We start from the raw sequence: 26765 nt of genomic DNA, 5'->3' as shown, positions 1-26765 counted from the left end.
CGATGAAAGGATCATGACACCGCGAACACCGGCATCAGGGCTTTCGTCCACGAAATCCCCAGAGGAATTGTGTCGGCGCTCCTCAGAACTTGTCCAAATCCTGATGCTGCGCCTTGATCTCGCGCACCGTGCGCGAGGAGGAGCGCATGACGATGGTGTGGGTGTCGATCGACCCGCGGCCGAACTTCACGCCCGCAAGCATGTTGCCGTCCGTCACCCCGGTGGCGGCGAAGAGGACGTCGCCGCGTGCCATCTCGTCCATGCGGTAGACCTTCTTCGGGTCGGAGATGCCCATCTTGACGGCGCGCGCCAGCTTCTCCCCCGTGTTGAGCTGCAGGCGCCCCTGCATCTGGCCGCCGATGCAGCGCAAGGCGGCGGCGGCCAGGACGCCCTCGGGCGCGCCGCCGATGCCCATGTAGATGTCGATGCCGGTCTCGTCCGGATCGGTCGTGTGGATGACGCCTGCGACGTCGCCATCGCCGATCAGGCGTATCGCCGCGCCCGTCGCCCGCACGGCCTCGACGAGGCGCGCATGGCGCGGACGGTCGAGGATGCAGGCGGTGATCTCGGAGACGGGCACGCCCTTGGCCTTGGCGAGGTTCTCGACGTTCTCGACCGCCGGCGCGTCGAGATCGACGATGCCTTCGGGATAACCGGGGCCGATGGCGATCTTCTCCATGTAGACGTCCGGCGCGTAGAGCAGGCTGCCACGCTCGGCGATGGCGATGACGGCCAGCGCGTTGGGCAGGTTCTTGGCGCAGATGGTGGTGCCTTCGAGCGGGTCGAGCGCGATGTCGACCGCCGGCCCCTCGCCGACGCCCACCTCTTCGCCGATATAGAGCATCGGCGCCTCGTCGCGCTCGCCCTCGCCGATGACCACCGTGCCGGAGATCGGCAGGCGGTTCAGCTCCGTGCGCATGGCATCGACGGCCGCCTGATCGGCCGCTTTCTCGTCGCCGCGCCCGCGCAGCCTTGCCGCGGCCACAGCCGCGCGCTCGGTGACGCGGACAAGCTCGAGCGTTAGGATCCGGTCGAGACCGGTCTGCGGGTTTTTCGGCATGAAGGTCATCCCTGTACTCCGGAAAAGGCGCGGCTGGGGCGCGGGTCGCGGATGTTCATCCACCCCTTGTGGCAAAGAGACGGAGGGACGGCAAGAGCCGTCCTGCCCTTCTACTAACTTGAATCGATTGAATAAATGTGACGCGCCTGTCTTCGTTTCTGGCGAAACGGACCGGCAAGGACACGATTGAACAATTGTAGTTTATAGATTACAGAACCATATATGGCGGTGCTGAAGCAAACGGAGACGTTCAGAAAGTGGAGAGAGCGTCTCAAGGACCGCCGGGCACGTACATTGATCGCGTCACGGCTGGACCGGCTTGCCTATGGTCACACCGGAGACGTTTCTCCCGTGGGAAACGGCGTTAGCGAACTGCGCATCCACTATGGCCCCGGCTACCGCATCTACTTCACACAGCGTGGGGACAAAATCATCGTCCTCTTGTGTGGTGGCGACAAGAGCACACAGACCAAGGACATAAAGGCAGCCAAGCGCCTAGCGACCGAATGGAGCGAACAAGATGGCTGAAAAACTGACAACCTATGACCCCGCCGAAGATTTGGATTCAGAGGAGGCGATCGCCACCTTCATAGCCGCAGCCTTCGAGACCCATGATGCGGGATATATCGCTCACGCCCTCGGGGTTGCCGCACGCGCAAAGGGCATGACCGAAATCGCGAGGGAAACGGGACTTTCCCGGGAACAGCTCTATCGTTCATTCAGCGCGCGCGGCAATCCGACCTTGAAAACCACGCTCGCCGTCATGCGCGCGCTCGGCGTCGACGTGACCGCCAAGCCGCACGTTTGATGCGCAAGGGTTATTGGCGGCTTTCGACGAGGGCGAGAAACGGTCTCTATATCTGAACGAGTTTGAGGAACCTCGTTCCGCCGATAATGAGAAAAATTATAGAGGCGGCAACACCCCCGGCAGCGACCAAGCCGGGTGCTCGCATTCCAGCATTGGCATAGGACTGAAGCTGAGCGGTAGGTCTTTGGCCCACTCAATCCGCGCGTCGTGCGCTTTCTCCGCAGCATTAATGCGGATCTCGTATTCTTCGCGCATTTCGCCCATCTTCATAAATTCTCTGAGTTCAAGCCGCCCGCTCGATCCGTATCACTTGCGGCTTGGTCGTCAGGTGGCCGTCCTTGGTGATGCCTTCGACGGCCTTGCGGACGGAGGCTTCCATGGTTTCGTGGGTGACGAGGATCACGGTCTTGTGCGCCTCCTCGCTCGCATCGCCGTGCTGGACGATGGATTCGAGCGAGATGTCGTTGTCGGCCATGCGCCTGGCAATGGCCGCGAAGACGCCGGTGCGGTCGTGGACCGTCAGGCGGATGAAATAACCGCCTGCATGGGCGCGCATGCGGGCGCGCTTGTAGGGCGCCAGCTCCTTGGCAGGCCGGCCGAAGACGGGGCCGTGCTGGAAACCGGGCCGGCTCTTGGCGATGTCGGCGATATCGCCGATGACGGCGGATGCGGTGGCATCGCCGCCGGCACCCGGGCCGGACAGGAGAAGCTCGCCCAGCATGTCGGTCTCGATGGCCACCGCGTTGGTGACGCCGTGGACCTGGGCGATGACGGAGCTTACCGGCACCATGGTCGGGTGCACGCGCTGCTCTATGCCGCTGTCGGTCTTCTGCGCGACGCCCAGGAGCTTGATGCGGTAGCCGAGCTCGGCGGCGGCGCGGATGTCGGCCTGGGTGATGTTGGAGATGCCCTCCATATAGATGTCGTCGGCGGAAATGCGGCAGCCGAAGGCGAGGCTCGTCAGGATGGAGAGCTTATGGGCGGTGTCGTGGCCCTCGATGTCGAAGGTGGGGTCGGCCTCCGCATAGCCAAGCCTCTGCGCGTCCTTGAGGCAGTCCTCGAAGCTCAGGCCCTCGGCTTCCATGCGGGTGAGGATGTAGTTGCAGGTGCCGTTCATGATGCCGAAGACGCGGCTGACATGGTTGCCGGCCAGCGCCTCGCGCATGGTCTTGATGACGGGGATGCCGCCGGCCACCGCCGCTTCGTAGTTGAGCAGCACGCCCTTCTTCTCGGCGATCGCGGCAAGCGCGACGCCGTGCTTGGAAAGCAGCGCCTTGTTGGCCGTCACCACGTGGCGGCCGGCCTCGAGGGCAGCGCGCACCGATTCGAGCGCGATACCGTCCTCGCCGCCGATCAACTCGACGAACACCTCGACCTCGGAAGAACGCGCCAGCGCCACCGGGTCGTCGAACCATTGCGCGTTGCCGAGGTCGATGCCGCGGTCGCGGGTGCGGTCGCGCGCCGACACGGCGACCGGGGCGATCTGGCGGCCGCACTGCCGGGTGAGCTCCGACGCCTTGTTCTGGAGCATGCGAACGACACTGGCACCCACGGTGCCCAGACCGGCAATTCCTACGCGCAAGGCTTCGGCCATATCGGGCGTGTTCCTCCGATTGTCTTTTCAGGTGATGGATAAGGGTTAGCGCCTTGCGGCAAGCGGGATGACGTTGTCGAGCGTCTTCTCGGCGCTCACGAGGAAGCGCTTGATCGAGCGCGCGGCCTGGCGGATGCGGTGCTCGTTCTCCACCAGCGCGATGCGCACGTAGTCATCGCCGTGCTCGCCGAAGCCGACACCAGGGGCGACGGCGACCTCCGCCTTCTCGACCAGGAGCTTGGAGAACTCCAGCGAGCCGAGCGGCCGGAAAGGCTCGGGGATCGGCGCCCAGGCGAACATGGTCGCCGGCGGCGGGGGCACGTGCCAGCCGGCGCGACCGAAGGCCTCCACCAGCACGTCGCGGCGGCGGTGATAGACGCTGCGCACCTCCTCGATCTCCGCGCCGTCCGAGTTGAGCGCGGCGGCGGCGGCCACCTGGATGGGCGTGAAGGCGCCGTAGTCGAGATAGGATTTGACGCGCGCGAGAGCGGCGACCAGCCGCTCGTTGCCGACGGCGAAGCCCATGCGCCAGCCGGGCATGGAGAAGGTCTTCGACATGGAGGTGAACTCGACCGCGACGTCCATCGCTCCCGGCACTTCGAGCACGGAGGGCGGCGGGTTGCCGTCGAAATAGATCTCCGCGTAGGCAAGGTCCGACAGGATGATGATGTCGTTCTTGCGGGCGAAGGCGACGACGTCCTTGTAGAAGTCGAGCGAAGCCACGCAAGCCGTTGGATTGGAGGGGTAATTCAGGATCAGCGCCAGGGGCTTGGGGATCGAGTGACGCACCGCGCGCTCGAGCGCGGGAATGAAGCCGTCGTCGGGCTCGGCCTGCATGGAGCGGATGACGCCGCCGGACATGATGAAGCCGAAGGCGTGGATCGGATAGGTCGGGTTGGGGCACATGACCACGTCGCCCGGCGCGGTGATGGCCTGCGCCATGTTGGCGAAGCCCTCCTTGGAGCCGAGGGTGGCGACGACCTGCGTCTCCGGATCGAGCTTGACGCCGAAGCGGCGTGCGTAATAGGCGGCTTGCGCCCGGCGGAGACCCGGGATGCCGCGGGAGGCCGAATAGCGGTGCGTGCGCGGATCGCGCACCACGTCGCACAGTTTGTCGACGATCGCCTGCGGGGTCGGAAGGTCCGGATTGCCCATGCCAAGGTCGACGATATCGGCGCCGCGCGAGCGGGCGCTGGCCTTCAGCCGGTTGACCTGCTCAAACACATAGGGCGGCAGCCTGCGGACCTTGTGAAACTCTTCCATGGTACCTTTTCCGGTGAAGATGCACCCCGCGCCTATACACCTGTTCGCGGGGGCGGTCGATAGGCTGTGCGGTGCAAGCAAGGCCGCAGTGTGGCCTTCAGAGACCGTTTGAAAATTCGCTGCGGCCTATTGCGGGGTTTCGATCCCCTCCAGCGCGCGTTCGCCGTGGGAGCGGCCGAGGCGGCGTAGCCGCTCGGCCTCCGAGAGGGCCTGCGTCGAATCCTCTCCCGCCGCATGTCTTTCGCGCAGGGTGGTCAGTTCCTCCACGAGCTGCCGCTGTTCGTCCGCCTCGAACTGCGGCGATGCCCTCTCGACCGGCACGTTCAAATTGGGGTAGCCATCGGGCTGGGTCGGGCGCTGGGGTGCGGCGGCATCGGCCTGCGCGGTGGCGACAGGTTGCGACACCGGGGCCGGCGCAACGTCTTGGAGAGAAAGCGAGGAGCAGGATCCGGGCATAGCGAGAAGCGGCAGCACAAGGAGGCTCGTGCGCAGACAGGAGGAAGGCGGGCTGCCAATTTTCATATTGTTTTTCCGATCATCCGCTACGCTAAGTGCTAATATGGCAATAAGGCGTTCAGAGGAGGTCAAGCCTGAAGAATGAAGCAGTCCGGCAATCAGAACAAGCGGGAAACGGACGGCGGCACATCGCTCGAATCCTATATGGTGAGAGATCCGGAGCGCTTTGCCCTCAACCTCGCCCGCGCGCTGGAGGAGGCCGGCAAGGCCGCCGCCGCCTGGTCACAGCCGCGCGAGGCCGGGGAAAAGCGCGATACGATGGCCGAACCGCTGGCCGACATGGTCAAGACCTTCTCCAAGCTGACCGAGTACTGGATGTCGGACCCCGCCCGCGCGCTGGAAGCGCAGACGCGGCTGTTCTCCAGCTACATGGGCATATGGGCGAACTCCATCCGCCGCATGAGCGGCGAGCCCGCCGAGGGCGAGCGGATCGAGCCGGAGGCCGGCGACAAGCGCTTCCAGGACCCGGACTGGGCGAGGAACGCCTTCTTCGACTTCCTGAAGCAGGCCTATCTGGTGACCTCGCGCTGGGCGTCGGACCTTGTGGAGAACGCCGAGGGGCTGGACGAGCAGTCGCGCCACAAGGCGCGCTTCTACGTGCGCCAGGTGAGCGATGCGCTGTCGCCAACGAACTTCATCATGACCAACCCGCAGCTCCTGCGCGAGACCTTCGAATCGGACGGCGAGAACCTGGTGCGCGGCATGCGCATGCTGGCCGAGGATATCGCCGCCGGAAAGGGCGAACTGAGATTGCGCCAGTCGGACTATTCCAAGTTCGAGCTCGGCCGCAACCTGGCGACGACGCCCGGCAAGGTGGTGGCGCGCAGCGACCTGGCCGAGATCATCCAATATGCGCCGGCGACCGATAAGGTGCTGCGCAGGCCGCTGATGATCGTGCCGCCGTGGATAAACAAGTTCTACGTGCTCGACCTCAACCCGGAACGCTCCTTCATCCGCTGGGCGGTGGAAAAGGGCCACACCGTCTTCGTCGTCTCCTGGGTGAACCCGGACGAGCGGCACGGCGCCAAGGGCTGGGACGAGTATTTCCGCGAGGGGATCGCGTTCGGTCTTAAGACGATCGCCGAGCGGACCGGGGAAGAAAAGGTCAACGTTCTTGGCTATTGCGTCGGCGGCACGCTGCTCGCCGCAAGCCTCGCCCTGATGGCGCAGGAGAAGGACGAGCGCATCGCCTCGGCCACCTTCCTCACCACGCAGGTCGACTTCACCCACGCAGGGGACCTCAAGGTCTTCGCCGACGAGGAGCAGGTGGAGGCCATCGACAGGGCCATGAAGGAGAAGGGCTATCTGGAAGGCAGCCGCATGGCCACCGCCTTCAACATGCTCAGGGCGCGGGATCTCATCTGGCCCTACGTGGTCAACAACTATCTGCGCGGGAAAGACCCCCTGCCCTTCGACCTCCTCTACTGGAACGCCGATTCGACGCGCATGGCCGCCGCCAACCATTCCTACTACCTGCGCAACTGCTATCTGGAGAACAACCTGGCCAGGGGCCGGGCAACGCTGTGCGGCAAACGGCTTTCGCTCGCCGACATCAAGGTGCCGGTCTACAATCTTGCGACGATCGAGGATCACATCGCGCCGGCGAAATCGGTGTTCACAGGCAGCCGGCTGTTCGGCGGGCCGGTCGAGTTCGTGCTGGCCGGCTCCGGCCACATCGCCGGGGTCGTCAACCCGCCGGGCCTCAACAAATACCAGCACTGGACCGGCGGGACGGCGGGGGAAAGCCTGGAGGAATGGCTGGAGACGGCGCGGGCTGCCGCCGGTTCCTGGTGGCCCCACTGGCAGGCCTGGATCGAGAAGCTCGACGACACGCGCCTGCCGGCCCGTAAGCTCGACCGGCGCAAGAAGATGCTGGGCGAGGCGCCGGGCGACTATGTGCGGGCGCGGGTGTGACGACAGGGGCAGGTATTCGCCACGCCGGCCTTGATCGTCATTAAGCATAACATGTTGCAAAGGGGGCACTATTTCGCTACCACTCGCATATTGTCAGGGTGCGTCGGGGGAGTTTGAGCGACGCATGCGGCGCCTGGTCCGCAGAACCGCTTGCCGGAGAGGAAAGCTTTTTGTTTGCCAGTGATCCGGCTTCGGCTGGAAAAAATAAATTTGCCGATTCGGTGAGGTGGCACGCTCTGGGGGTGGTGATCGCCTGTGCGCTTGCGGCTTCGTGCTCGGCATCCTCCGATGCGCCTTTGGGCCTGGCCCCCGGCTCCTACGAAACATCATCCGGCGAAACATCATCCGGCGAAGACAGCGTCAGCCCGCTGCAGGCGGCCATGGAAGCGAGCACGGCGGCCGTGCGCCCCTCGCCGCGGCCGGGAACGGAGGCCGCGGCCAAGGAGGAAGCGGAAACGGCGGCGGCAGCCGAAGCGGAAGCTCAGCCCGAAGAGCAGCAGGCGGCAGCGGAGGAGACCGAGCAGCCGGAGGTGGCCGAAGCCGGGGAGACGCCCGGCGAGCAGCAGGAAGAACAGGTAGCCGAAACGCCGGCGGCGACCGAGGACGATACGGCCGCCAAGAGGCGCGGCTTCCTCTCCGCCTTCTTCTCGCCCGCCGAGGCGGCACCGGCCAAGAAGAGCCCGATCGCGGCGGCGATGGCGCAGAGCGACGAAAAAGCCGCTACCGAGACGGCCGAGACCAATGAGCCGGACGCGAAGGAAGAAAAACCGATCATCAACCTTGCCTCCAACACCGAGGCGACCCCTGTGCGCGCCTCATTCAGCATGGACGCGCTGCCCGGCGTGCGCGAGAGAGAAGAGCTTTTCGAGATCGTCCGCAAATCCAATATCGACGACACCAGCGACCTCGACCTCTATGAGCAGGTAGGCACCTACGAGGTGGCCTCGGCCGCGGGACTTGCCCGCCTGGCGCCGAACGGGCTTCTGAAGCAGCGCGAGAGCGTGGACGTCTCCTGCTTCAAGCCAGGGTTGATGCGCATGCTGAAGACCATCGAGAGCCATTACGGCAAGCGCGTCCTCGTCACCTCCGGCTACCGCAGCCGGGAGTACAACAGGCGCGTGCGCGGCGCGCGCAACTCCATGCACATGTATTGCGCCGCTGCCGACATCCAGGTCGAGGGCATCAGCAAATGGGAGCTGGCGCGCTTCACCCGCGCGCTGCCGGGCCGTGGCGGCGTGGGCACCTATTGCCACACAAAGTCTGTTCACGTGGATGTCGGGCCGGAGCGCGACTGGAACTGGAACTGCCGGGGCAAGAAGTAGGCGAAAGGTTGCTAGTGGTCTGACCCAAACAGATGGTACCCATCCGTTTGGAAAAGTCAGCCCACAAGCTATTGGTCTGGTGGGGCGATTTGTCCTGACAGATGGGTACCATCTGTCAGGATCGCACCACTAGACGTAAGCTTCCAGCATGGTGGTCCTTGACCACCATGCCGTCCGGCTGCAGCTCCTTGAACTGCTCTAAGTCGCTGAATTTCCAGGAAAAATGGAATGCATGGCACGCCCAACGGGACTCGAACCCGTGTTTCCGCCGTGAAAGGGCGGCGTCCTAGACCGCTAGACGATGGGCGCAGGCAAGACGAGGCGCCTTATAGAGAGCTTCGCCCGCTCCGGCAAGCCGTGTTCTTGGGCACCCGGGGACTTTTTCGCTCCGGGCGCGATATGCGTTCAGGCCTCATATAGGAAGCACTTCACGCTGCGCCCATCTGCGTCGAAGGAAGGCGGCACCTCGTGGCGGCAACGGTCCATCACGGCGGGACAGCGTGCGGCGAACTTGCAGCCGCCGGTGAAGGAGTGGAGAAGGCGGCGCCCGAGGGTATCGACGGCTTCGGCGAGGACGCGCTGAAGGCCCAGCGCATCAAGCTGCCGAAACACGACCTAAACATTTCGGCTGCCGCCTGAATTACTTATCACATAATTTTTCTGCTTGTAACTTTCCGTGTTAAGATGAGTGAGTGGCCAGCGAATAGGCGTCGGCCTAGGATTCAAGATTGGAACTATCATGAACATCCCCGAGTGGACAAAACCGGCACTCTATGGAGCGGTCGTCGGCGCTGTCGCCCTTGCTGTTGTCGGTTTCACCTGGGGTGGGTGGGTTACCGGAGGTACCGCCCGCGAAATGGCCAGCGAGGCCTCGATTACGGCAGTCGCTTCGACCCTTACGCCATACTGCGTCAACCGCTCGCAGAACGACCCGCAAGCCACCGCTGTGCTCGCCGAACTGGAGAAAGCGAGTTCCTATAGCCGCCGCTCGATTATCGAGAAGGCTGGATGGGCAACGCCACTTGGTGCCGAAAAGCCGAACCGCGAGCTGGCGCAGGCTTGCCAGCTGGCGCTCGCTTCCAACTAGGATCCGGTAGGGATCACACTTTCCCGACGTCGACTGAGCAAGGGTTGCAATAGGAGCCCGGAGGAAACGGAAAACTCGGAGGAGTTTTCCGTTTTTCCGGAACGCGTTTTTCCCAGCCCCATTGCAAACGCGCTTTCGCCTTCTTGGCAGGAGGAAAGCCGAAGGAGCCTGCGGGCACTCGACGCGGCCGGCATGGGCCGTTATGAAAACCCCGTATTATGCGGGTCGCGATTGCGGTCGTGCATCCACCCAACTCCGCCGGACGGTCGCTGGCCCATGAACTTCCCCTCCCCCCTGATCGAGGCGCGTCTGGTGCGGCGCTACAAGCGCTTCCTGGCGGACGTCACGCTGGCCGATGGCACGGCGCTTACCGTGGCCGTGCCCAACACCGGTTCCATGCTCGGCCTGACCGATCCCGGTTCGCGCATCCTGCTTTCGAAATCCGCCAACCCGAAGCGCAAATACGCGCATACGCTGGAGGTGGTGGAGGCGGACGGAACGCTGGTGGGCATCAACACCGGCCTGCCCAACAAGCTGGCTGTCGAGGCGATCGGCGCCGGGCTGATCGACGACCTTGGCACCTATCCCGTCATCCGGCCCGAGCAGCGCTACGGCGAGCGCTCGCGCATCGACTTCCTCCTGGAGCATCCCGAGCGCCCGCCGGCCTATGTGGAGGTGAAGAACGTCCATTTTATGCGCGAGGAGGGGCTGGCGGAGTTTCCCGACACGGCGACGGCGCGCGGCACGCGCCATCTCGAGGAGCTGGCGGCGATGCGGGCGGCCGGCGCCCGCGCGATCATGGTTTATGTGGTGCAGCGGGGCGACTGCCACCGCTTCCGCCTGTGCGACGACCTCGACCCCGCTTATGCGGCCGCATTCGCCATGGCGCATAGCGCCGGGGTCGAAGCGTTCGTGATCGGGTGCCGCGTCAGCGCGGAGGCGATCGTGCCCGATCGACTGATGAAGATGGAAGCCCTTGGATCAGTTCTTCGTTTCAAGGAATCGATAACCTGATCCAACTCGGCGTTTTTCGCAATTGCGGACGGAAAACCGGTATCCACTTTTCGGGATACAGTGACGCCGTGCCGTCACGCCGCGACGAAGACCGATATCGCCTTGGGGTGGACCTTGAAATGCGCCGGCGTCGCGGTGACGATCTCGCCGTCGGCGTTCACCGGCAGCGACTTCTTCGTCTCGATGTCGAACTCCACGCAGCGCGCCGTGCGCACCTCCTGCCAGGCGCCATGCCTGCCGGAGCGGAAGGAGCGCAGCATCAGCGCCAGCTTCCACAGGTTGGACATCTCCAGGCTGTAGAGGTCGAGATGGCCGTCGTCGATCTCCGCCGTCTCCTCCACCACGTTGCCGCCGCCATAATGCCGGCCGTTGCCGACGGCTATCTGGTAGGTTTCGACCTCCGTCATCATGCCCTTCTCGGTGATCCGGGCACGGAAGCGGGAGGCTTTCGTCAGCACCCTGATCGCCGCCAGCGCATAGCCCAGCCGGCCGAAGCGCCGCTTCAGCGCCGGATCGAGGCCTTGGGCAAGCTCGGTGCTGAGGCCGATGCTGGCGACGTTGAAGAAAGCGTGGCCGTTGACTGTGCCGACGTCGATCGGGCGCGCATGGCCTTCGGCGATGACATCGGCCGCCCTTAACAGGTCCAGGGGGATTTCCAGCGTGCGGGCGAGGTCGTTGGCCGTGCCCATGGGGATGATGCCCATCGGCAGGCCGCTTTCCATGACCGCCATCGCCGCCGAGGATACGGAGCCGTCGCCGCCGCACACGACCACGAGATCGGCCATGGTGCGCAGGCGCACGATGTCGCGGGCGATCTCGGGCAGCGCTTCGAAAGGCTCCACCGTCACCGCCAGCCCCCCGGTTTGAAGCCGTTCGATGACCGGTTCGACCGATTCCCGCCCGCGCCTTGCCTTGGCGTTGACAAGCAGAAGTGCGCGCCGGGTGGTGATCTTCTTCTTCATCTTCATCGGGAAACTCTGCGGCAAGAGGTTCAGGTTGCGCAGATAGGACCCCTAGCCGCGGATTTCGACAGCCTCGGCGCGTGCTTGAGCACGTTCCTCCATTAAATCTTCGTAACAAGGTGAGCCCCTCACCCAAAGCCGGTGCCGGGGTTGAAGCTTTCGTGATAGGGTGCCACATCATTGCGGACGCGATCGCGCCCGATCGCCTGATCGAGATGGAAGCTGATGGTCACTTACCTTGACGCCGACGCGGCACCCCTGCGCAACACCGGCCAGATTCGCCTCTACGGCGAAGAGGGCTTCGAAGGCATGCGCAAGGCCTGCCGGCTCACCGCCCGCTGCCTCGACGCGCTCGCCGACATCGTCGAGCCGGGGGCGACGACGGACGCACTCGACCGTTTCATCTTCGAATACGGCATGGACCACGGCGCCATTCCCGCCACGCTCAACTACCGCGGCTATACGAAGTCCTCCTGCACGTCGGTCAACCACGTGGTCTGCCACGGCATCCCCGACGCCAAGCCGCTCAAGGAAGGCGATATCGTCAATATCGACGTGACCTATGTGCTCGACGGCTGGCACGGCGATTCGAGCCGCATGTACCCGGTCGGCCGGATCAAGCGTGCCGCCGAGCGGCTTCTGGAGGTCACGCACGAGTGCCTGATGCGCGGCGTGGCGGCGGTGAAGCCGGGCGCGCGCACCGGCGCCATAGGCGCTGCCATCCAGTCCTACGCGGAGAGCCAGCGCTGCTCGGTGGTGCGCGACTTCTGCGGCCATGGCGTCGGGCGGCTCTTCCACGACGCCCCCAACATCCTGCACTACGGCAGCCCCAACGAGGGGGTGGAGATGCGGCCCGGCATGATCTTCACAATCGAGCCGATGATCAACCTCGGCCGGCCGCATGTGAAAGTGCTGTCGGACGGCTGGACGGCGGTCACCCGCGACCGCTCGCTTTCGGCGCAATACGAGCATTCGGTCGGCGTCACCGAAAACGGCTGCGAGATCTTCACGTTGTCGCCGACAGGGCTGGACCGGCCGGGCCTCGCCTCGTAGACTTCTGCCCGAGGGACTGGGGCAGAGGCGGCTATCATGGGGGAAGACGAACGGGGTTTCTTCGGCGAGGGCGCGTTTCAGCCCGCGGGCAAAGAGGCGAAGGCGGGCAAGGCGGCCGGGCAGAAAAAGCACTATGAGGGCCACCGCGAGCGCTTGCGTCAGCGCTTCGCCGAGGCCGGCAGCGACGCGCTATCGGACTACGAGCTTCTGGAGATGATGCTGTTCCGCTCGGTGCCGCGCGCCGACACCAAGGGGCCGGCCAAGGCGCTTCTCGAACGGTTCGGCTCGATCGGCGAGGTTTTGGGCGCGCCCGAGCACCGCCTGAAGGAAGTCTCCGGCATCGGCGAGGCGGCGGCGCGCGACCTGAAGCTGATCGCCGCCCTCACCCAGCGCATGCTTCGCGCCGAGGTGCGCGGCAGGGAGGTGCTTTCCTCCTGGGCACAGGTGCTCGACTATTGCCGCGCGGCCATGGCCTACGAGGCCCGCGAGGAATTCCGCATCCTCTTCCTCGACAAGAAGAACCTGCTCATCCGCGATGAGCGCCAGCAGACAGGCACGGTCGACCACACGCCGGTCTATCCGCGCGAGGTGGTGCGCCGGGCGCTGGAGCTTTCCGCCAGCGCCATCATCCTCGTCCACAACCACCCCTCCGGCGATCCGACGCCCTCGCGTGCCGACATCGAGATGACGCGGACGATCATCGCCACGGCCGAGCCGCTGGGAATCACCGTTCATGACCACATCATCATCGGCAAGGACGGGCATGCCAGCATGAAGGGGCTGCAGTTGATATGAGTGAATAGTGAATAGTGAATGGTGAGTAGTGAGTAGCGACGGGCAATTTCGCCCACCCACTACTCTCTATTCACTATTCACCACTCACTATTCCGCCGCGACCGCCCGGTTCGCCTCCACGATCCCCCTGATCTCCGCCCGGCAGGAGCCGCAGTTGGTGCCGGCTTGCAGGGCCTCGCCGACGGCCGCCACGCTTGTGCAGCCGGCGCGGGCGGCGGCGGCGATCTGGTTGGCGCCGACGCCGAAGCAGGAGCAGACGATGGCGCCGGGGTCCGGCCGGTCGGCCCCTGCCCTGCCGGCGATGACGCGGTAGCGGGAGCGCGGGTCGGGGTGCGGCTCACCGAGCTGCACGACGGCGAAGCCGCGCGAGGCGGCGACAGGCGTCCTTGAGAGGTAGAGGGCGCCGAGGAGCCGTTCGCCGTCGAAGGCGGCCATGCGGTGGCTGCCCTGGCGCGCATCGTGATAGGCGATGATCTCCACGCCGTGCTGGGCAAGGGACAGGAGCCGGCGCAGGAGGGCCTCGGGTGCCTCCAGCGGCTTGCCATCGGCAAGCTCCAGGCGCCAGCCGCCCTTGCTGCGCGCCAGCGCCCAATAGTCGAGCCCGTCGGTGGCGGGAGGCGAGGCGGAGACGGCAAAGCCGTAGTATTCGGCTTCGAAGCGGGCGATGCGGACGGCGACGTTTTTCGAGGCGGGCTGGCCGGAATGAGGGTCGGTGACGGACGGCACCAGCGCGTCGACGCGGCCCATGGCGGAGAACTGGTCTGTCCAGTGCATGGGCACGAAGACGGAGCCCCGGCGCTGCCTCGACGAGACGAGCGCGCGCACGAGGACGGCCCCGTGGCGGCTTGCCACCCGCACCAATGCTGCCTCACCGATGCCGAGGCGCGCGGCGTCTTCGGGGTGAATCTCGGCATAGGGCTCGGCCATATGGCCGGAAAGCCGGGCGCTCCTGGCCGTGCGGGTCATGGTGTGCCAGTGGTCGCGGACGCGGCCGGTGTTGAGAACCATGGGGTAGTCGGCGTCGGTCACCCGTCGTGCCTGCGGCGCGACGGCGATGAAGCGGGCGCGGCGGTCGGGGGTGTAGAAGTTGCCGTTGGCGAAGAAGCGCGAGGTAACCCCCTCTGCCCTGCCGGGCATCTCCCCCTCAAGGGGCGGGGCTATCGCATATGAGTCGTCTTTGCCGGCTTCGCCGGAACCCCCACCCTCAATCCCTCCCCTCAAGGGGGAGGGAGGCAGGTCGAGTACGGCTTCGCCCCCCTCCCCCTTGAGGGGAGGGGTGAGGGGTGGGGGTACCATCAAGGACTCAGAATCCATATGCGATAGCCCTCCCTCAACGGGGGAGACTGGCAGCTTCGCGCTTCCCGCCATTTCTGCGACGTCTGTGATTGGCGAAGGTCGTAGTGACAGCCGATCTCCCCCCTTGTGGGGGAGATGTCCGGCAGGGCAGAGGGGGGTGGTGGCGACGGGCGCCGGCCATTGAAACGGCTGCAAGTCCTCGTATTCCGCCGCATCGACCCTCGCACAGGCGCCGATGTCGAAGTCGCGCGTGCCATCGTTTTCCAGTGCCGAAAGCGCCGCATGCTCGCGGAAGATCTCGGCCGTGTCCGCATAGGCGAAGGCTTGCCCAAAACCCATGCGCCTCGCCACTTCGACAACCTGCCACCAATCCGGCCGCGCTTCGCCCGGCGACGGCAGGAAGGCGCGCTGGCGGGAGATGCGGCGCTCGGAGTTCGTCACCGTGCCGTCCTTTTCGCCCCAGCCCGTGGACGGCAGCTTCACATGGGCGTGGCGCAGCGTATCGGTCTCGGCCGCTATATCGGAGACAACGAGGAAGGGGCAGGCCTTCAGTGCCGCTTCCACGGCGTCCGCGTCGGGCAGCGAATCTGCGGGGTTGGTGGCCATGATCCACAGCGCCTTGATGCGCCCGTCGGCCACGGCCTCGAACATTTCCACGGCCTTGAGGCCGGGCTTTTCCGCCATGCGCGGGGCGCGCCAGAAGCGCTGCACCAGGTCGCGGTGAGAGCCGTTCTCGAGGTCCATATGGGCGGCCAGCATGTTGGCGAGCCCGCCGACCTCGCGCCCGCCCATGGCGTTGGGCTGGCCCGTGACGGAGAACGGGCCCATGCCCGGACGGCCGATGCGGCCGGTGGCCAGATGGCAGTTGAGGATGGCGTTCACCTTGTCCGTGCCGGAAGCGGACTGGTTGACGCCCTGGCTGTAGACGGTGACCGTGCGCTCGCGTTCGATGAAGAGCCGGTAGAACGCTTCGATCTCGGACGGCTGGAGGCCGGTGGACGCGGCCACTTCGTCTATCGTCAGGTGCCCGGCAGCAGTCAATGCCTGGTTGAAGCCGGTTGTATGCTTTTCGACGTAATCTCCTCGAACAACTCCCTTTTCGGCGATGTAGCGCAGCAGGCCGGCGAAGAGCGCCACGTCGCCATCCGGCGCGATTGCCAGATGCTGGTCGGCGATGTCGGCGGTCATGGTGCGGCGCGGGTCGATGAGCACCACCTTCATCCCGGGGCGCTTTTCCTTGGCGGCGGCCAGCCGCTGATAGAGCACGGGATGGCACCAGGCGAGGTTGGAGCCGGTGAGCACGACGAGGTCGGCCAGTTCCAGGTCCTCGTAGGTTCCCGGCACCGTGTCGGAACCGAAGGCGCGGCGATGGCCGGCGACCGAGGAGGCCATGCAGAGCCGCGAGTTTGTGTCGATGTTGGCCGAGCCGACAAAACCCTTCATCAGCTTGTTGGCGACGTAATAGTCCTCCGTGAGAAGCTGGCCAGAGACATAGAAGGCGACGGAATCGGGGCCGTGCCCGGCGATCGCCGCCGCGAACTCCTGCGCCACCAGATCGAGAGCGGCGTTCCAGCCGGCGCGGCGGCCGCCGATCTCCGGGTAAAGCAGCCGCTCCTCATGGCCGAGGGTTTCGGCAAGGGCGGAGCCCTTCGAGCAGAGCCGGCCGAGATTGGCCGGGTGATCGGGATCGCCCTTGATCGACACCGAGCCGTCGGGCTGGGGAGCCGCCAGGACGCCGCAGCCGACCCCGCAATACGGACAAGTGGTTCTCGTGGCGAGGCCGGCTGTCTGCGTCATCGCGCCGTCCTATTCCGCCGGAACGCGGGCGGAAGCGACCATGTCGCCCGCCGGTGCGGCGCGTTTGGCACCGGTGCGGGCGTGGGTGGAGTAGAGCGTCAGGCCGACGAACGCCAGGCCGCCCACGAGGTTGCCGACCACCGTCGGGATCTCGTTCCAGATGAAATAGTCCATGAGCGAGAAGTTGCCGCCGAGCATGAGGCCCGAGGGGAACAGGAACATGTTCACGATGGAATGCTCGAAGCCCATGTAGAAGAACAGCATGATGGGCATCCACATGCCGATGACCTTGCCCGAGACGGAGGTCGACATCATCGCCGCCACGACGCCGGTCGAGACCATCCAGTTGCACAAGACCCCGCGGATGAAGAGGGTGAGCATGCCGGCCGCGCCGTAAGCCGCGTAGCCGATCGTGCGGCCTTCGCCGATGGTGCCGATCTTCTGGCCGACGACGTTCGGCTCCGTCGTGAAGCCGTAGGTGAAGGTGATCGCCATCATCAGGGCGACGAGCAGCGCGCCGGCGAAGTTGCCGACGAAAACGAGGCTCCAGTTGCGCAGCACCCCATTCAAAGTAACGCCCGGGCGCTTGTCGATCAGCGCGAGGGGCACGAGGGTGAAGACGCCCGTCAGAAGGTCGAAGCCCAGGAGGTAGAGCAGGCAGAAGCCCACCGGGAAGAGGATGGCGCCCGCCAGCGGCTCTCCGGTCTGGACCGAGATGGTGATGGCGAAGGCGGCGGCGAGCGCCAGGATGGCGCCGGCCATGAAGGCGCGGATCAGGGTATCGCGCGTCGACATGAAGACCTTCGCCTCGCCGGCATCGATCATCTTGGTGACGAATTCCGTGGGTACGACATAGGCCATTGTCGGTCTCCTGGGTTGGCTGGGGGTGGGATGCCGGCAGCGCGGCGGGAATCGGGCGGGCGCCTACTCGGCCGCGATCGCCATCATCATCGTTGCGTCCATGAAAATGCGGCTCCCGTCGCGCTTGAGCGCGAAGGTGCGCACGGCACCTTCGTCGGCGCCCTGGGCAAGGCCGGTTTCCAGCGAAAACACCCAGTTGTGCAGCGGGCACGTGACTTCCGCACCGTGCACGATGCCCTGGCTCAAGGGGCCGCCCCTGTGCGGGCAGCGGTCCTCGATGGCGTAGACGTCGTCGGTGGCGGTGCGGAAGACGGCGATCCGCCCGATGGGTGTGTTGACGCAGCGCGCGCCGCGCTGCGGGATGTCGTCGAGCCTGCCGATCTCGATCCAGTCGCTCATTCCGCTCACTCCGCTGCCTGTGGGAAGCCCAGTTCGGCCATGGGCTTGAACTCGTGCTTGTCCTTGCCCGAGACGCGCTCGGACCAGGGGTCCACCTGGGCGAATTTCTGGGAGAAGACGAAGCGGTCGAAATAGGCCTTGCGCTTGTCAGCGTCCTCCATGATCTGGCGGCGGATCTCCTCGATGCCGACGCGCTTGGCCCATTTGTAGATGCGTTCCAGATAGCGTCCCTGCTCGCGGTACATCTGGACGAGCGCCACGATATGCTCCAGCGCCTCGTCTTCCGATCTGACGAGGCCCAGCACCTCTGTGCCCTTGATGTCGAGGCCGGCCGCCCCCGCGAAGTGGATCTCGAAGCCCGAATCCACGCAGATGACGCCGACGTCCTTGCAGGTTGCCTCGGCGCAGTTTCGCGGACAGCCGGAGACGGCCATCTTCACCTTCGCCGGCGTCCACGAGCCCCACATGAATTTTTCGATGCGGATGCCCAAGCCCGTCGAATCCTGCGTGCCGAAGCGGCACCAGTCGGAGCCGACGCAGGTCTTCACCGTTCTGAGGCCCTTCGCATAGGCGTGGCCCGAGACGAAGCCGGCCTTGCCGAGATCGGCCCAGACGGCCGGCAGGTCCTCCTTCTGGATGCCCAGCATATCGATGCGCTGGCCGCCGGTGACCTTGACGGTGGGGATGTTGAACTTGTCGACCACATCGGCGATGGCACGCAGCTCCTTCGAACTCGTCACCCCGCCCCACATGCGCGGGACCACCGAGTACGTACCGTCCTTCTGGATGTTGGCGTGCACACGCTCGTTGACGAAGCGCGACTGGTAGTCGTCGGCATATTCGTCCGGCCAGTCGGCCACAAGGTAGTAGTTGAGCGCGGGGCGGCACTTGGCGCAGCCGCAGGAGGTCTTCCATTCCAGCTCCTGCATGACGGCGGGGATGGTCTTCAGCCCCTTCGCCTTGATGAGGCGACGCACGTCGTCATGGCCGAGGTCTGTGCAGCCGCACATGGGCTGCACTGCGGCCGGGTTGTAGGTGTCCCCCAGGGTGAGCCGCATCAGCTGCTCGACGAGCCCGGTGCAGGTGCCGCAGGAATTGGAGGCCTTGGTGTGGGCGCGCACGGCGTCGAGCGTCGTCAGGCCCTTCTCGGTGATCGTGCCGACGATCTTTCCCTTGCACACGCCGTTGCAGCCGCAGATCTCCGCATCATCCGGCAAGGCTGCAACGGCCGCCATAGGGTCCAGCTGACCCCCTCCCTGATAGGCCTGGCCGAAAATGAGGGTGTCGCGCATCTCGGCGACGTCGGTGCCCTTCTTGAGCATGTCGAAGAACCAGGAGCCGTCGGCCGTCTCGCCGTAGAGGACGGCGCCGAGGATGCGGTTCTCCTTCAAGACCAGGCGCTTGTAGATGCCCGCACTGGCGTCGCGCAGCACGATCTCCTCGCGGTCGTCGCCATCGGCGAAGTCGCCGGCGGAATAAAGGCTGACACCGGTGACCTTGAGCTGCGTCGCCGTCTCCACGGGGCGGAAGGCGGCGTCCTGCTTGACAAGCGTCCTGGCCGCCACCTTGGCCATATCGTAGAGCGGGGCGACGAGGCCGTAGCAGATGTTCTCGTGCTCCACGCATTCGCCGATGGCCAGGATGTCGGGGTCGGAGGAGACCATCTGGTCGTTGACGACGATGCCGCGCTCCACATAGAGCCCGGCATCGACGGCGATGCGGGTCTCCGGCCGGATGCCGACGGCCATGACAACAATGTCGGCGGGGTAGATCGTGCCGTCTTCAAGGAGCACGGCTTCGGCATGGCTGTCGCCGAGGACGGCCTTGGTCTGCGCCTTGCAGTGGATCTTTATCCCCCTGCCCTCCAGTTCCTTCTGCAGGAGATAGCCGGCGGCGGGGTCGAGCTGGCGCTCCATGAGATGGCCCATCAGATGCAGCACCACCACCTCCATGCCGCGCGAGCGCAGGGCGGCGGCCGCCTCAAGGCCCAGGAGGCCGCCGCCGATGACGACTGCCCTGGCATTCGGCTTCCCGGCCGCCGCAACCATGGCGTTGACGTCGTCGAGGTCGCGAAAGGCCATGACGCCCGGCAGATCCCTGCCGGCGACGGGGATGATGAAGGGGGCGGAGCCGGTGGCGACCACCAGCTTGTCGTACGGCGTCTCGCGATCGCCGGAGACGATGAGCTTGGCCTTGCGGTCGATCCTGGTGACGGTCCCGCCGAAGCGGCAGTCGACGTTGTTCGCCGCATACCAGCCCGCATCGTGGGTGACGATCTCCTCATAGGTCTTCTCGCCCGCCAGCACCGGGGAGAGCATGATGCGGTTGTAGTTGCCGCGCGGCTCGGCACCGAAGAGGGTTACGTCGAAGGCGCCCGGATCGGCCTCGAACAGGTGCTCGAGCATGCGCCCGGAGGCCATTCCGGCGCCGACGACGACGAGTTTCTCAGTCATGGATATCCTTTCCCTTTCGCGGGCGGTTTCAGGCCGGCTGCATCTGGGTAGCCCGCTCCATCCGGCGGATGGCGAGGTGCATCCAGGCGAGCGACACGGCAATGATGACAAACAGCGCCATGAAGCAGCTCGTCCACAGGCCGGTGAGGTCGTTGAGGTAGCCGAACAGAAGCGGCAGGACGAAACCGCCGAGCCCGCCGATCATGCCGACGAGACCGCCCACCGCGCCGACATTTTGCGGATAGTAGACGGGGATGTGCTTGTAGACGGCGGCCTTGCCGAGGCTCATGAAGAAGCCGAGCACGAAGATGAGGACAACGAAGCCCCAGGGGCCGATCTCGAAATGGAAGGTCTTGGGGCCGTCGATGCCCTGCACCATGTAGTCGGCCGCCGGGATCGACAGGAGAGCCGTGCAGACGGCCGAGACGGCGAAGGTCCAGTACATGACCGTGCGCGCGCCTGCCTTGTCGGACAGGGCGCCGCCATAGGCGCGGAAGACCGAGGCGGGGATGGAATAGGCGGCGCCGATCATGCCGGCGGTCTTGATGTCGAAGCCGTAGGCGCCGATCAGGTAGCGCGGCAGCCACAGGGCAAGCGCTACGAAGGCGCCGAAGACGAAGAAGTAGTAGAGCGCGAAGCGCCAGACCTGAAGGTTTCTGAGCGGCTCGAACTCCGAGGCGAAGCTGCGGGGACGAAGCTGGCCGGCGCGCTGGGCGCGGATCACCGGATCGTCGCCGGTGGTGAACCAGAAGACCACGGCCATCACGAGCAGCACCAGAGCCCAGACCTGCGCGACGGCCGCCCAGCCCCAGGCGATGAGCACGAAGGGGGCGAGGAACTTGGTCACCGCAGCGCCCACGTTGCCGACACCGAAGATGCCGAGCGCGGTGCCCTGCTTCTGTGCCGGATAGAAGCGCGAGACATAGGCGACGCCGACGGCGAAGGAACCGCCGGCGATGCCGACCCCGAGGGCCGCGACGAGCATCATCGTGTAGGTGTGGGCGAAGGAGAGCAGGAAGGTGGCAAGGGCCGAGGCCAGCATGGTGGCGGTGTAGACGAGGCGGCCGCCGTAGCGGTCGGTCCAGATGCCGAGCATCATGCGCACGAGCGAGCCGGTGAGGATCGGCGTGCCGACGAGCAGGCCGAACTGGGTCTCGGAGAGCCCCAGATCGTCCTTGATGCGCACGCCGATGATGGAAAAGATCGTCCACACGGCGAAACAGACCGTGAAGGCGACGGTGGACATGGTAAGGGCGCGGCCCGGCGTGGTGTCAATTGGTGCGGCTGGCGTTGATGCGGTCATCGGCTGTTCCAATCCAACTGCTCGTGCCTCTGCTGAGGTTTTCGTTGCTGCAAAAAAGAAAAGCTGCCGGCCAGCAATCGCCTGCCCGCGGTCACGGCGGCGATCTCTGATCGGCAGCTTTGCCTCAGCGCCCTTCATTGGACGCTTGTTTTTGGTGTCCCCTCTGGACCCGCCTTTAGCTATGCACGAGGCGTGCCAACTCGGAAGCGGAAATAAGAATCGTTTATTTTCAATGGGCTGCTTTGTGGAACCGTGTACGGCGTTTTGCTGGAGCCGCAGGCAGTGGTGAATAATGCTGCAGCGCAGCGATCAAATTTTAGGCATGGGTGCTGGATGCCTATGAATTAGGCGAAGGCCTTTTTGCTCAACCATTTTTGTAGCTGCGGCCGTTCAGGCATGGATCCTCGGTTCAAGCCCCATAGGCGCTAAATCAAGGCTTTGGGGCGCGTAATTTCCCTACGCCGTCATCCCGGAAGCCGAAGCCCGCAGGGCGCAGGCTGTCCGGGATCCATTCCGGAACGTCGACGTCACGGAATGGATCCCGGCTCTCACTTCGTTCGGCCGGGATGACGAGGCTTATGTTTGCGCCTATGGGGCTTGAGCCGAGGACACATGCCTGAGCGTCGACACGCCACCACCATGGTCAAAAATCAAGGCCGTTGGCGGGCGCCAGCAGACCTCTGCCCGGAGATATAGCCGTCCAGTTCTGCCGGGTCGAACACCGCCCCGTCGAAGAAGCCGTCGGGGCCGAGGATCAGCCGGCCGGAGGTTGCGCCGACGGGTGTCGGGGCCGTCAACGCGCCCTCCACCTTCATGCTGGCGGCGGGCAGTGCCGCGCCGAGGGGGCCGAGGGCGGCGCGGTAGATGTCGGGGCGGAAGGAGGCCCGCGCCTTCTCCGCGTTCGTCTCGCCGTGAGGGACCTGACCCCAGCGGACCATCTGCGAATAGAACCACAGCGCATGGCTCTGCCAGGGAAAGGTCGCCGCCTTCTCCATCGGCAGGAAAAAATCGGCAAAGCGGTGGATGCCGCCACCCGTCTCCAGCCGCCCGTCGAGGGCGCCGAGGAGGAGCTTCGCCGGCTGGCCGAGATAGGCTTCGCCGGAAAGGATCGCCGCCAGTTCCTCGTGGTTCTCCGCCTCACCGCACCAGGCGGCGGCGCGGTAGAGCGCGCGCAAGAGGCGGGCGAGCGTATCGCTGTGCGCGACGGCCCAGTCGGCCCGCACGCCAAGCACCTTTTCCGGGCTCGACCTCCAGATGGCCGCCTTGACCGTGGCGATGCGGGCATGGCCGGCCGCCACGGCGACGCTGTTCCACGGCTCGCCGACGCAGAAGCCGTCGATGCGGCCGGCGGCCATGGCGTCTGCCGTCAGCGGCGGCGGCACGACGGTGATGTCGACGTCGCGCTCGGGATCGATGCCACAGGCGGCGAGCCAGTAGCGCAGCTCGAAATTGTGCCCCGAATGGGGGTGGACGACGCCGAAGCGCAGCCTGTCGCTCCCCTGCCCTCGCCGGTCTTCGATCACCTTCCTGAGCGCGGCCCCAACCGCCGCCGGGTCGTCCGGGCCGGCAGCACCGGCTTCCTCCATCGCTCGCCACAGGGCGTTGCTGACGGTGACGGCGTTGCCGCCAAGGCCGAGCGCCAGCGGGGCAATGAGGTCGAGACGCATCGGCGTCAGGCCGAGATTGGCGGCGATCGGCATGGGCGCCAGCATGTGCGCCACCTCGAAATGGCCGACGGCGATGCGGTCGCGGATGCTGGCCCAGGAGGTCTCGCGCACCAGCGTCAGGTCGACGCCCTCGCTTGCTGCAAAACCCTTCTCGCGCGCCGCCACCAGGATGGCGCTGTCGAGGAGCGGCAGGAACCCGGCGGTGATGTGGTGTTCGCTCATTACGCGCCTCACTCGTCGAGCAGCCCGGAGGCCAGGATCAGGCTCTGGGCGATTTCCGATATCTTGCGGTTCTGGTTCATCGCCGCGCGGCGGAGCAGCGTGTAGGCCTCCTCCTCGGAAATCCCCTTGGAGCGCATGAGAATGCCCTTGGCACGGTCGACCAGCTTGCGGTTTTCGAGCGCGCTCTTGGCCTCCTCCAATTCGCGCGCAAGCTTCGAATAGGCGTTGAAGCGGCTGATGGCCATGTCGACGATAGGCTTCACCCGCTCCTGCCTCAGCCCGTCCACCACATAGGCCGAGACACCGGCATCCACCGCCGCCTCGATGGCGCTCTGATCGGACTGGTCGACGAACATGGCGATCGGCCGCCTGACGGCGCGCGACAGGTTGAACATGTTCTCCAGCATGTCGCGGTTGGGGTTTTCCAGGTCGATGACGATGACGTCGGGCTCAATCTCGGCGATGCGCTGGGCGATGCCGTTGACGTCGTGCACGATGGTGACGTGCTCATGCCCGGCCTCGCGCAGCCCAGCCTCGATGATGGCGGCGCGCAGGGTGTTTTCGTCGATGACCAGGACGGAGAGCGAACGGGGCGGCATGCCTCTATTTTGCGCATGCACAATGATTGTGCAATGCCGAAAATTAGGCGCATGCATTTCCGGCGGTCAGCCCCACCAATATCCGCCGTCATCCCGGAAAGCCGAAGGCTTGTCCGGGATCCATTCCGTGAGTCTTCCACATTCCGGAATGGGTCCCGGACAGTCTCCGCTTCGCTCCGACTTCCGGGATGACGCGGGTCGGGGCTTAAAGGCGCAGGCGTCTCAGCCTCAGCGCGTTGCCGATGACGGAGACCGACGACAGGCTCATGGCTGCCGCCGCGATCATCGGCGACAAGAGCGTGCCGAAGACCGGGTAGAGGATGCCGGCGGCGATGGGCACGCCGGCGGCGTTGTAGACAAAGGCGAAGAAGAGGTTCTGCTTGATGTTGCGGATCGTCGCGCGGGCGAGCTTGCGCGCCCTGACGATGCCCGTCAGATCTCCCTTCACCAGCGTGATGCCGGCGCTTTCCATGGCGACGTCTGCGCCGGTGCCCATGGCGATGCCGACTTCCGCAGCGGCGAGCGCCGGCGCGTCGTTGACGCCGTCGCCGGCCATGGCAACCTTGGCGCCGCGCGCGTGGAACTCGTCGACGAGGGCCTTCTTGTCTTCCGGCAGGACGTCGGCGCGCACATCGTCGATGCCGAGCTTTTCGGCCACGGCGCGGGCGGTGCGCTCGTTGTCGCCCGTCGCCATGATGATGGTGAGGCCCAGATCGTGCAGGGCGCGGATGGCCCCGGCCGTCGTCTCCTTGATGGGGTCGGCGACGGCGACGATGCCGGCCGCCTTGCCGTCGAGGGCGACGAACATGGCCGTCTTGCCCTCGGCCTGCAGGCTCTCGGCACGGCCCGCGAGCGGCCCGAGATCGAGGCCGAGTTCCTTCATCATGGCCGCGTTGCCGAGCGCCACGCGCTTGCCGGACACCACGCCCGAGACGCCCTTGCCGGTGACGGCCTCGAAGTCGACGGCGTTTGCAAGCGTGGCGCCCTCGGCTTCCGCCCCCTCGACGATGGCTTCGGCAAGCGGATGCTCCGAACCGCGCTCAAGGCTGGCGGCCAGCGACAGAAGCTCGGCGCGCCCGATGCCCTCGGCCGTCACCACGTCGGTCAGCTTCGGCCGGCCCTCGGTCAGCGTGCCGGTCTTGTCGACGACCAGCGTGTCGACGCGCGCAAAACGCTCCAGCGCCTCCGCGTCGCGGATCAGCACGCCGCCCTGGGCGCCGCGGCCGGTGGCCGTCATGATCGACATGGGCGTGGCCAGCCCCAGCGCACAGGGGCAGGCGATGATGAGCACGGAGACCGCCGAGACGATGGCGAAGATCATGCTCGGGTGCGGCCCGAAGATCGCCCAGACGATGAAGGCGACGATGGCGACCAGCACCACCGTGGGCACGAACCAGGCCGCCACCCGGTCGGCCAGCCCCTGGATCGGCGCGCGCGAACGCTGGGCGGCGGCCACCATGTCGACGATCTTGGAAAGCATGGTCTCGCTGCCCACCCGCTCGGCGCGCATGACCAGCGTGCCGTTCTTGTTGAGCGTGCCGCCGGTGAGCGGGTCGCCGGCTTCTTTCTCCACCGGAAGGGGCTCGCCGGAGATCATGGATTCGTCGAGGGATGAGCGGCCCTCCTCCACCACGCCGTCGACCGGCACGGAATCGCCCGGCCGCACGCGCAGGAGGTCGCCCACCTGCACCTCATCGAGCGGCACGTCCGCCTCCTTGCCGTCGGCGCCGATCAGCCGCGCGGTCTTGGGCGACAGGTCGAGGAGCGCGCGGATGGCCGAGCCTGTGCGTTCGCGGGCCTTCAGCTCCAGCACCTGGCCGACGAAGATGAGCGTGACGATCACCGCCGCGGCCTCGAAATAGACGGGCACGGTGCCTTCATGCGTGCGGAAGGAATGCGGGAAGACTTCCGGGAAAAGCGTTGCAACGACGCTGTAGCCATAGGCGGCGCCGACGCCGATGGAGATCAGCGTCCACATGTTGGGACTGCGGTTGACGATCGACTGCCAGCCGCGGTGGAAGAAGGGCGCGGCCGCCCACAACACCACCGGCGTCGCCAGCAGGAGCTCGAGCCAGCCGGCCACCGGCTCGCCGATCCATTGCCGCGCGGGCAAGCCCAGCATCGGCCCCATGGCGATGACCACCAGCGGCATGGTCAGGATGGCGCTGACCCAAAGCCGGCGGGTGAAGTCGATCAGTTCCGGATTGGGGCCCTCCTCGCCGGTGGGCACGCCCATGGGCTCCAGCGCCATGCCGCAGAGGGGGCAGCTTCCCGGCTGGTCGGTGACGATTTCCGGGTGCATCGGGCAGGTGTATTTCGTGCCCTTGGGCATCGGCTCCGGCGCCGGCCTGTCGCCCAGATAGCGCTTTGGCTCGGCGGTGAATTTCTCCGCACAGCCGGAGGAACAGAAGTAATAGCCCTCGCCCTCGTGGCGGTGGAAATGGCGCGCCGTCGCGCGCTCCACATCCATGCCGCACACCGGATCCTTGGCCGTCAGGTAGGCCTCGGGATCGGCGGCAAAGCGGTTGCGGCAGGATTCGCTGCAGAAATGGTAGATATGTCCGGCATGCTCCAGGCTGGGCTTGCCCTTCGACGGATCGACCGTCATGCCGCAAACCGGGTCGCGGACGACCTCCGCCTGGTTGGACCCCGTGTGGTCGTGTCCCGTCTGGTCGGCAAGTGCGGTGTCGTGTGTTTTTTGTTCCATTGGGCTCTCCGGAATCGCATCGCGCCGCTCAGATAGGGCTTCCAGTTACTGGAAGGTCAAGCCTGAAACGACC

Annotated in this window: 22 protein-coding genes and 1 tRNA gene; 9 read left to right on the top strand and 14 right to left on the bottom strand. The window is 65.7% G+C overall.

Translation table 11 applies throughout. The annotated features are described in order from the left end of the window. Nucleotides 1-82: 82 nt before the first annotated feature. On the bottom strand, nt 83-1060 hold the full coding sequence (gene glpX, locus GM910_RS04885; protein ID WP_159586467.1) for a class II fructose-bisphosphatase: 978 nt from the start codon (nt 1058-1060) through the stop codon (nt 83-85). Nucleotides 1061-1282: 222 nt separating this feature from the next. On the opposite strand from glpX, the gene GM910_RS04880 reads away from it, so the two are divergent. Next, nucleotides 1283-1588 (top strand): type II toxin-antitoxin system RelE/ParE family toxin, encoded by a 306-nt coding sequence (locus GM910_RS04880; RefSeq protein ID WP_159586393.1) that lies wholly within the window; start codon nt 1283-1285, stop codon nt 1586-1588. Continuing rightward, entirely contained in the window at nt 1581-1868 is a 288-nt protein-coding gene (locus GM910_RS04875) for an addiction module antidote protein (RefSeq protein WP_159586392.1), read from the top strand. The genes GM910_RS04880 and GM910_RS04875 overlap by 8 nt, the downstream gene beginning before the upstream one ends. 283 nt (nt 1869-2151) lie before the next feature. On the opposite strand, the gene GM910_RS04870 is transcribed toward GM910_RS04875, so the two are convergent. From GM910_RS04870 to GM910_RS04860, 3 genes are all read right to left on the bottom strand, one after another. Next, a complete protein-coding gene (locus GM910_RS04870) occupies nt 2152-3462 on the bottom strand; it encodes a homoserine dehydrogenase (RefSeq protein ID WP_159586391.1) in 1311 nt (436 codons plus the stop codon). 45 nt (nt 3463-3507) lie between these two features. Then, entirely contained in the window at nt 3508-4725 is a 1218-nt protein-coding gene (locus GM910_RS04865; protein ID WP_159586390.1) for an LL-diaminopimelate aminotransferase, read from the bottom strand. 126 nt (nt 4726-4851) lie between these two features. Then, a complete protein-coding gene (locus GM910_RS04860) occupies nt 4852-5247 on the bottom strand; it encodes a hypothetical protein (protein ID WP_159586389.1) in 396 nt (131 codons plus the stop codon). A 75-nt stretch (nt 5248-5322) separates the two neighbouring features. On the opposite strand from GM910_RS04860, the gene GM910_RS04855 reads away from it, so the two are divergent. Next, a complete protein-coding gene (locus GM910_RS04855) occupies nt 5323-7155 on the top strand; it encodes a PHA/PHB synthase family protein (RefSeq protein ID WP_159586388.1) in 1833 nt (610 codons plus the stop codon). Nucleotides 7156-7535: 380 nt separating this feature from the next. Next, on the top strand, nt 7536-8477 hold the full coding sequence (locus tag GM910_RS04850; protein ID WP_159586387.1) for a YcbK family protein: 942 nt from the start codon (nt 7536-7538) through the stop codon (nt 8475-8477). 233 nt (nt 8478-8710) lie between these two features. Here the strand turns inward: GM910_RS04850 and GM910_RS04845 are convergent. Then, nucleotides 8711-8786, bottom strand: a tRNA-Glu gene (locus tag GM910_RS04845). Between the two features lie 159 nt (nt 8787-8945). Between GM910_RS04845 and GM910_RS04840 the strand changes: the two genes are divergently transcribed. From GM910_RS04840 to sfsA, 3 genes are all read left to right on the top strand, one after another. Beyond that, complete coding sequence (locus tag GM910_RS04840; protein ID WP_159586386.1) at nt 8946-9116, top strand: hypothetical protein; 171 nt, start codon at nt 8946-8948, stop codon at nt 9114-9116. Nucleotides 9117-9216: 100 nt separating this feature from the next. After that, the gene (locus tag GM910_RS04835) at nt 9217-9564 is read left to right on the top strand and encodes a hypothetical protein (RefSeq protein WP_159586385.1); all 348 of its coding nucleotides are present in this window, start codon (nt 9217-9219) and stop codon (nt 9562-9564) included. A 276-nt stretch (nt 9565-9840) separates the two neighbouring features. Then, the gene (gene sfsA / locus GM910_RS04830; protein WP_159586384.1) at nt 9841-10578 is read left to right on the top strand and encodes a DNA/RNA nuclease SfsA; all 738 of its coding nucleotides are present in this window, start codon (nt 9841-9843) and stop codon (nt 10576-10578) included. A gap of 74 nt (nt 10579-10652) precedes the next feature. Here the strand turns inward: sfsA and GM910_RS04825 are convergent, their stop codons facing one another. Continuing rightward, nucleotides 10653-11546 carry a lipid kinase gene (locus tag GM910_RS04825; RefSeq protein WP_246225852.1) on the bottom strand — a complete coding sequence of 298 codons (894 nt, stop codon included), beginning with the start codon at nt 11544-11546 and terminating at the stop codon, nt 10653-10655. Between the two features lie 219 nt (nt 11547-11765). Between GM910_RS04825 and map the strand changes: the two genes are divergently transcribed. Both map and radC read left to right on the top strand, forming a co-directional pair. Next, nucleotides 11766-12593: a type I methionyl aminopeptidase gene (gene map, locus GM910_RS04820; RefSeq protein ID WP_159586383.1), complete on the top strand. Its 828-nt coding sequence runs from the start codon at nt 11766-11768 to the stop codon at nt 12591-12593. A 36-nt stretch (nt 12594-12629) separates the two neighbouring features. Next, complete coding sequence (radC, locus tag GM910_RS04815) at nt 12630-13388, top strand: RadC family protein (RefSeq protein ID WP_159586382.1); 759 nt, start codon at nt 12630-12632, stop codon at nt 13386-13388. Nucleotides 13389-13475: 87 nt separating this feature from the next. On the opposite strand, the gene GM910_RS04810 is transcribed toward radC, so the two are convergent. The 8 genes from GM910_RS04810 to GM910_RS04775 all read right to left on the bottom strand — a co-directional run bounded on the left by GM910_RS04810 (nt 13476) and on the right by GM910_RS04775 (nt 26692). Beyond that, on the bottom strand, nt 13476-16481 hold the full coding sequence (locus tag GM910_RS04810; RefSeq protein ID WP_159586381.1) for a nitrate reductase: 3006 nt from the start codon (nt 16479-16481) through the stop codon (nt 13476-13478). Nucleotides 16482-16490: 9 nt separating this feature from the next. After that, a complete protein-coding gene (locus tag GM910_RS04805) occupies nt 16491-17342 on the bottom strand; it encodes a formate/nitrite transporter family protein (protein ID WP_159586380.1) in 852 nt (283 codons plus the stop codon). 63 nt (nt 17343-17405) lie between these two features. Continuing rightward, on the bottom strand, nt 17406-17741 hold the full coding sequence (nirD, locus tag GM910_RS04800) for a nitrite reductase small subunit NirD (protein WP_159586379.1): 336 nt from the start codon (nt 17739-17741) through the stop codon (nt 17406-17408). A gap of 5 nt (nt 17742-17746) precedes the next feature. Beyond that, complete coding sequence (gene nirB / locus GM910_RS04795) at nt 17747-20194, bottom strand: nitrite reductase large subunit NirB (protein ID WP_159586378.1); 2448 nt, start codon at nt 20192-20194, stop codon at nt 17747-17749. 28 nt (nt 20195-20222) lie between these two features. Further along, nucleotides 20223-21497, bottom strand: a complete 1275-nt coding sequence (locus tag GM910_RS04790; protein ID WP_159586377.1) for an MFS transporter — start codon at nt 21495-21497, stop codon at nt 20223-20225. A 650-nt stretch (nt 21498-22147) separates the two neighbouring features. Continuing rightward, nucleotides 22148-23386 (bottom strand): CmpA/NrtA family ABC transporter substrate-binding protein, encoded by a 1239-nt coding sequence (locus tag GM910_RS04785; protein ID WP_159586376.1) that lies wholly within the window; start codon nt 23384-23386, stop codon nt 22148-22150. 8 nt (nt 23387-23394) lie between these two features. Further along, nucleotides 23395-23985: an ANTAR domain-containing response regulator gene (locus GM910_RS04780; protein WP_159586375.1), complete on the bottom strand. Its 591-nt coding sequence runs from the start codon at nt 23983-23985 to the stop codon at nt 23395-23397. 205 nt (nt 23986-24190) lie between these two features. Beyond that, nucleotides 24191-26692 (bottom strand): heavy metal translocating P-type ATPase, encoded by a 2502-nt coding sequence (locus GM910_RS04775; protein WP_159586374.1) that lies wholly within the window; start codon nt 26690-26692, stop codon nt 24191-24193. Nucleotides 26693-26765 lie beyond the last annotated feature (73 nt).

Source organism: Chelativorans xinjiangensis (genome assembly GCF_009812055.1).
Taxonomy (GTDB): domain Bacteria; phylum Pseudomonadota; class Alphaproteobacteria; order Rhizobiales; family Rhizobiaceae; genus Chelativorans; species Chelativorans xinjiangense.
Note: the sequence above shows the minus strand (reverse complement) of the source record. Positions and strands in the feature narration are given on the sequence as shown.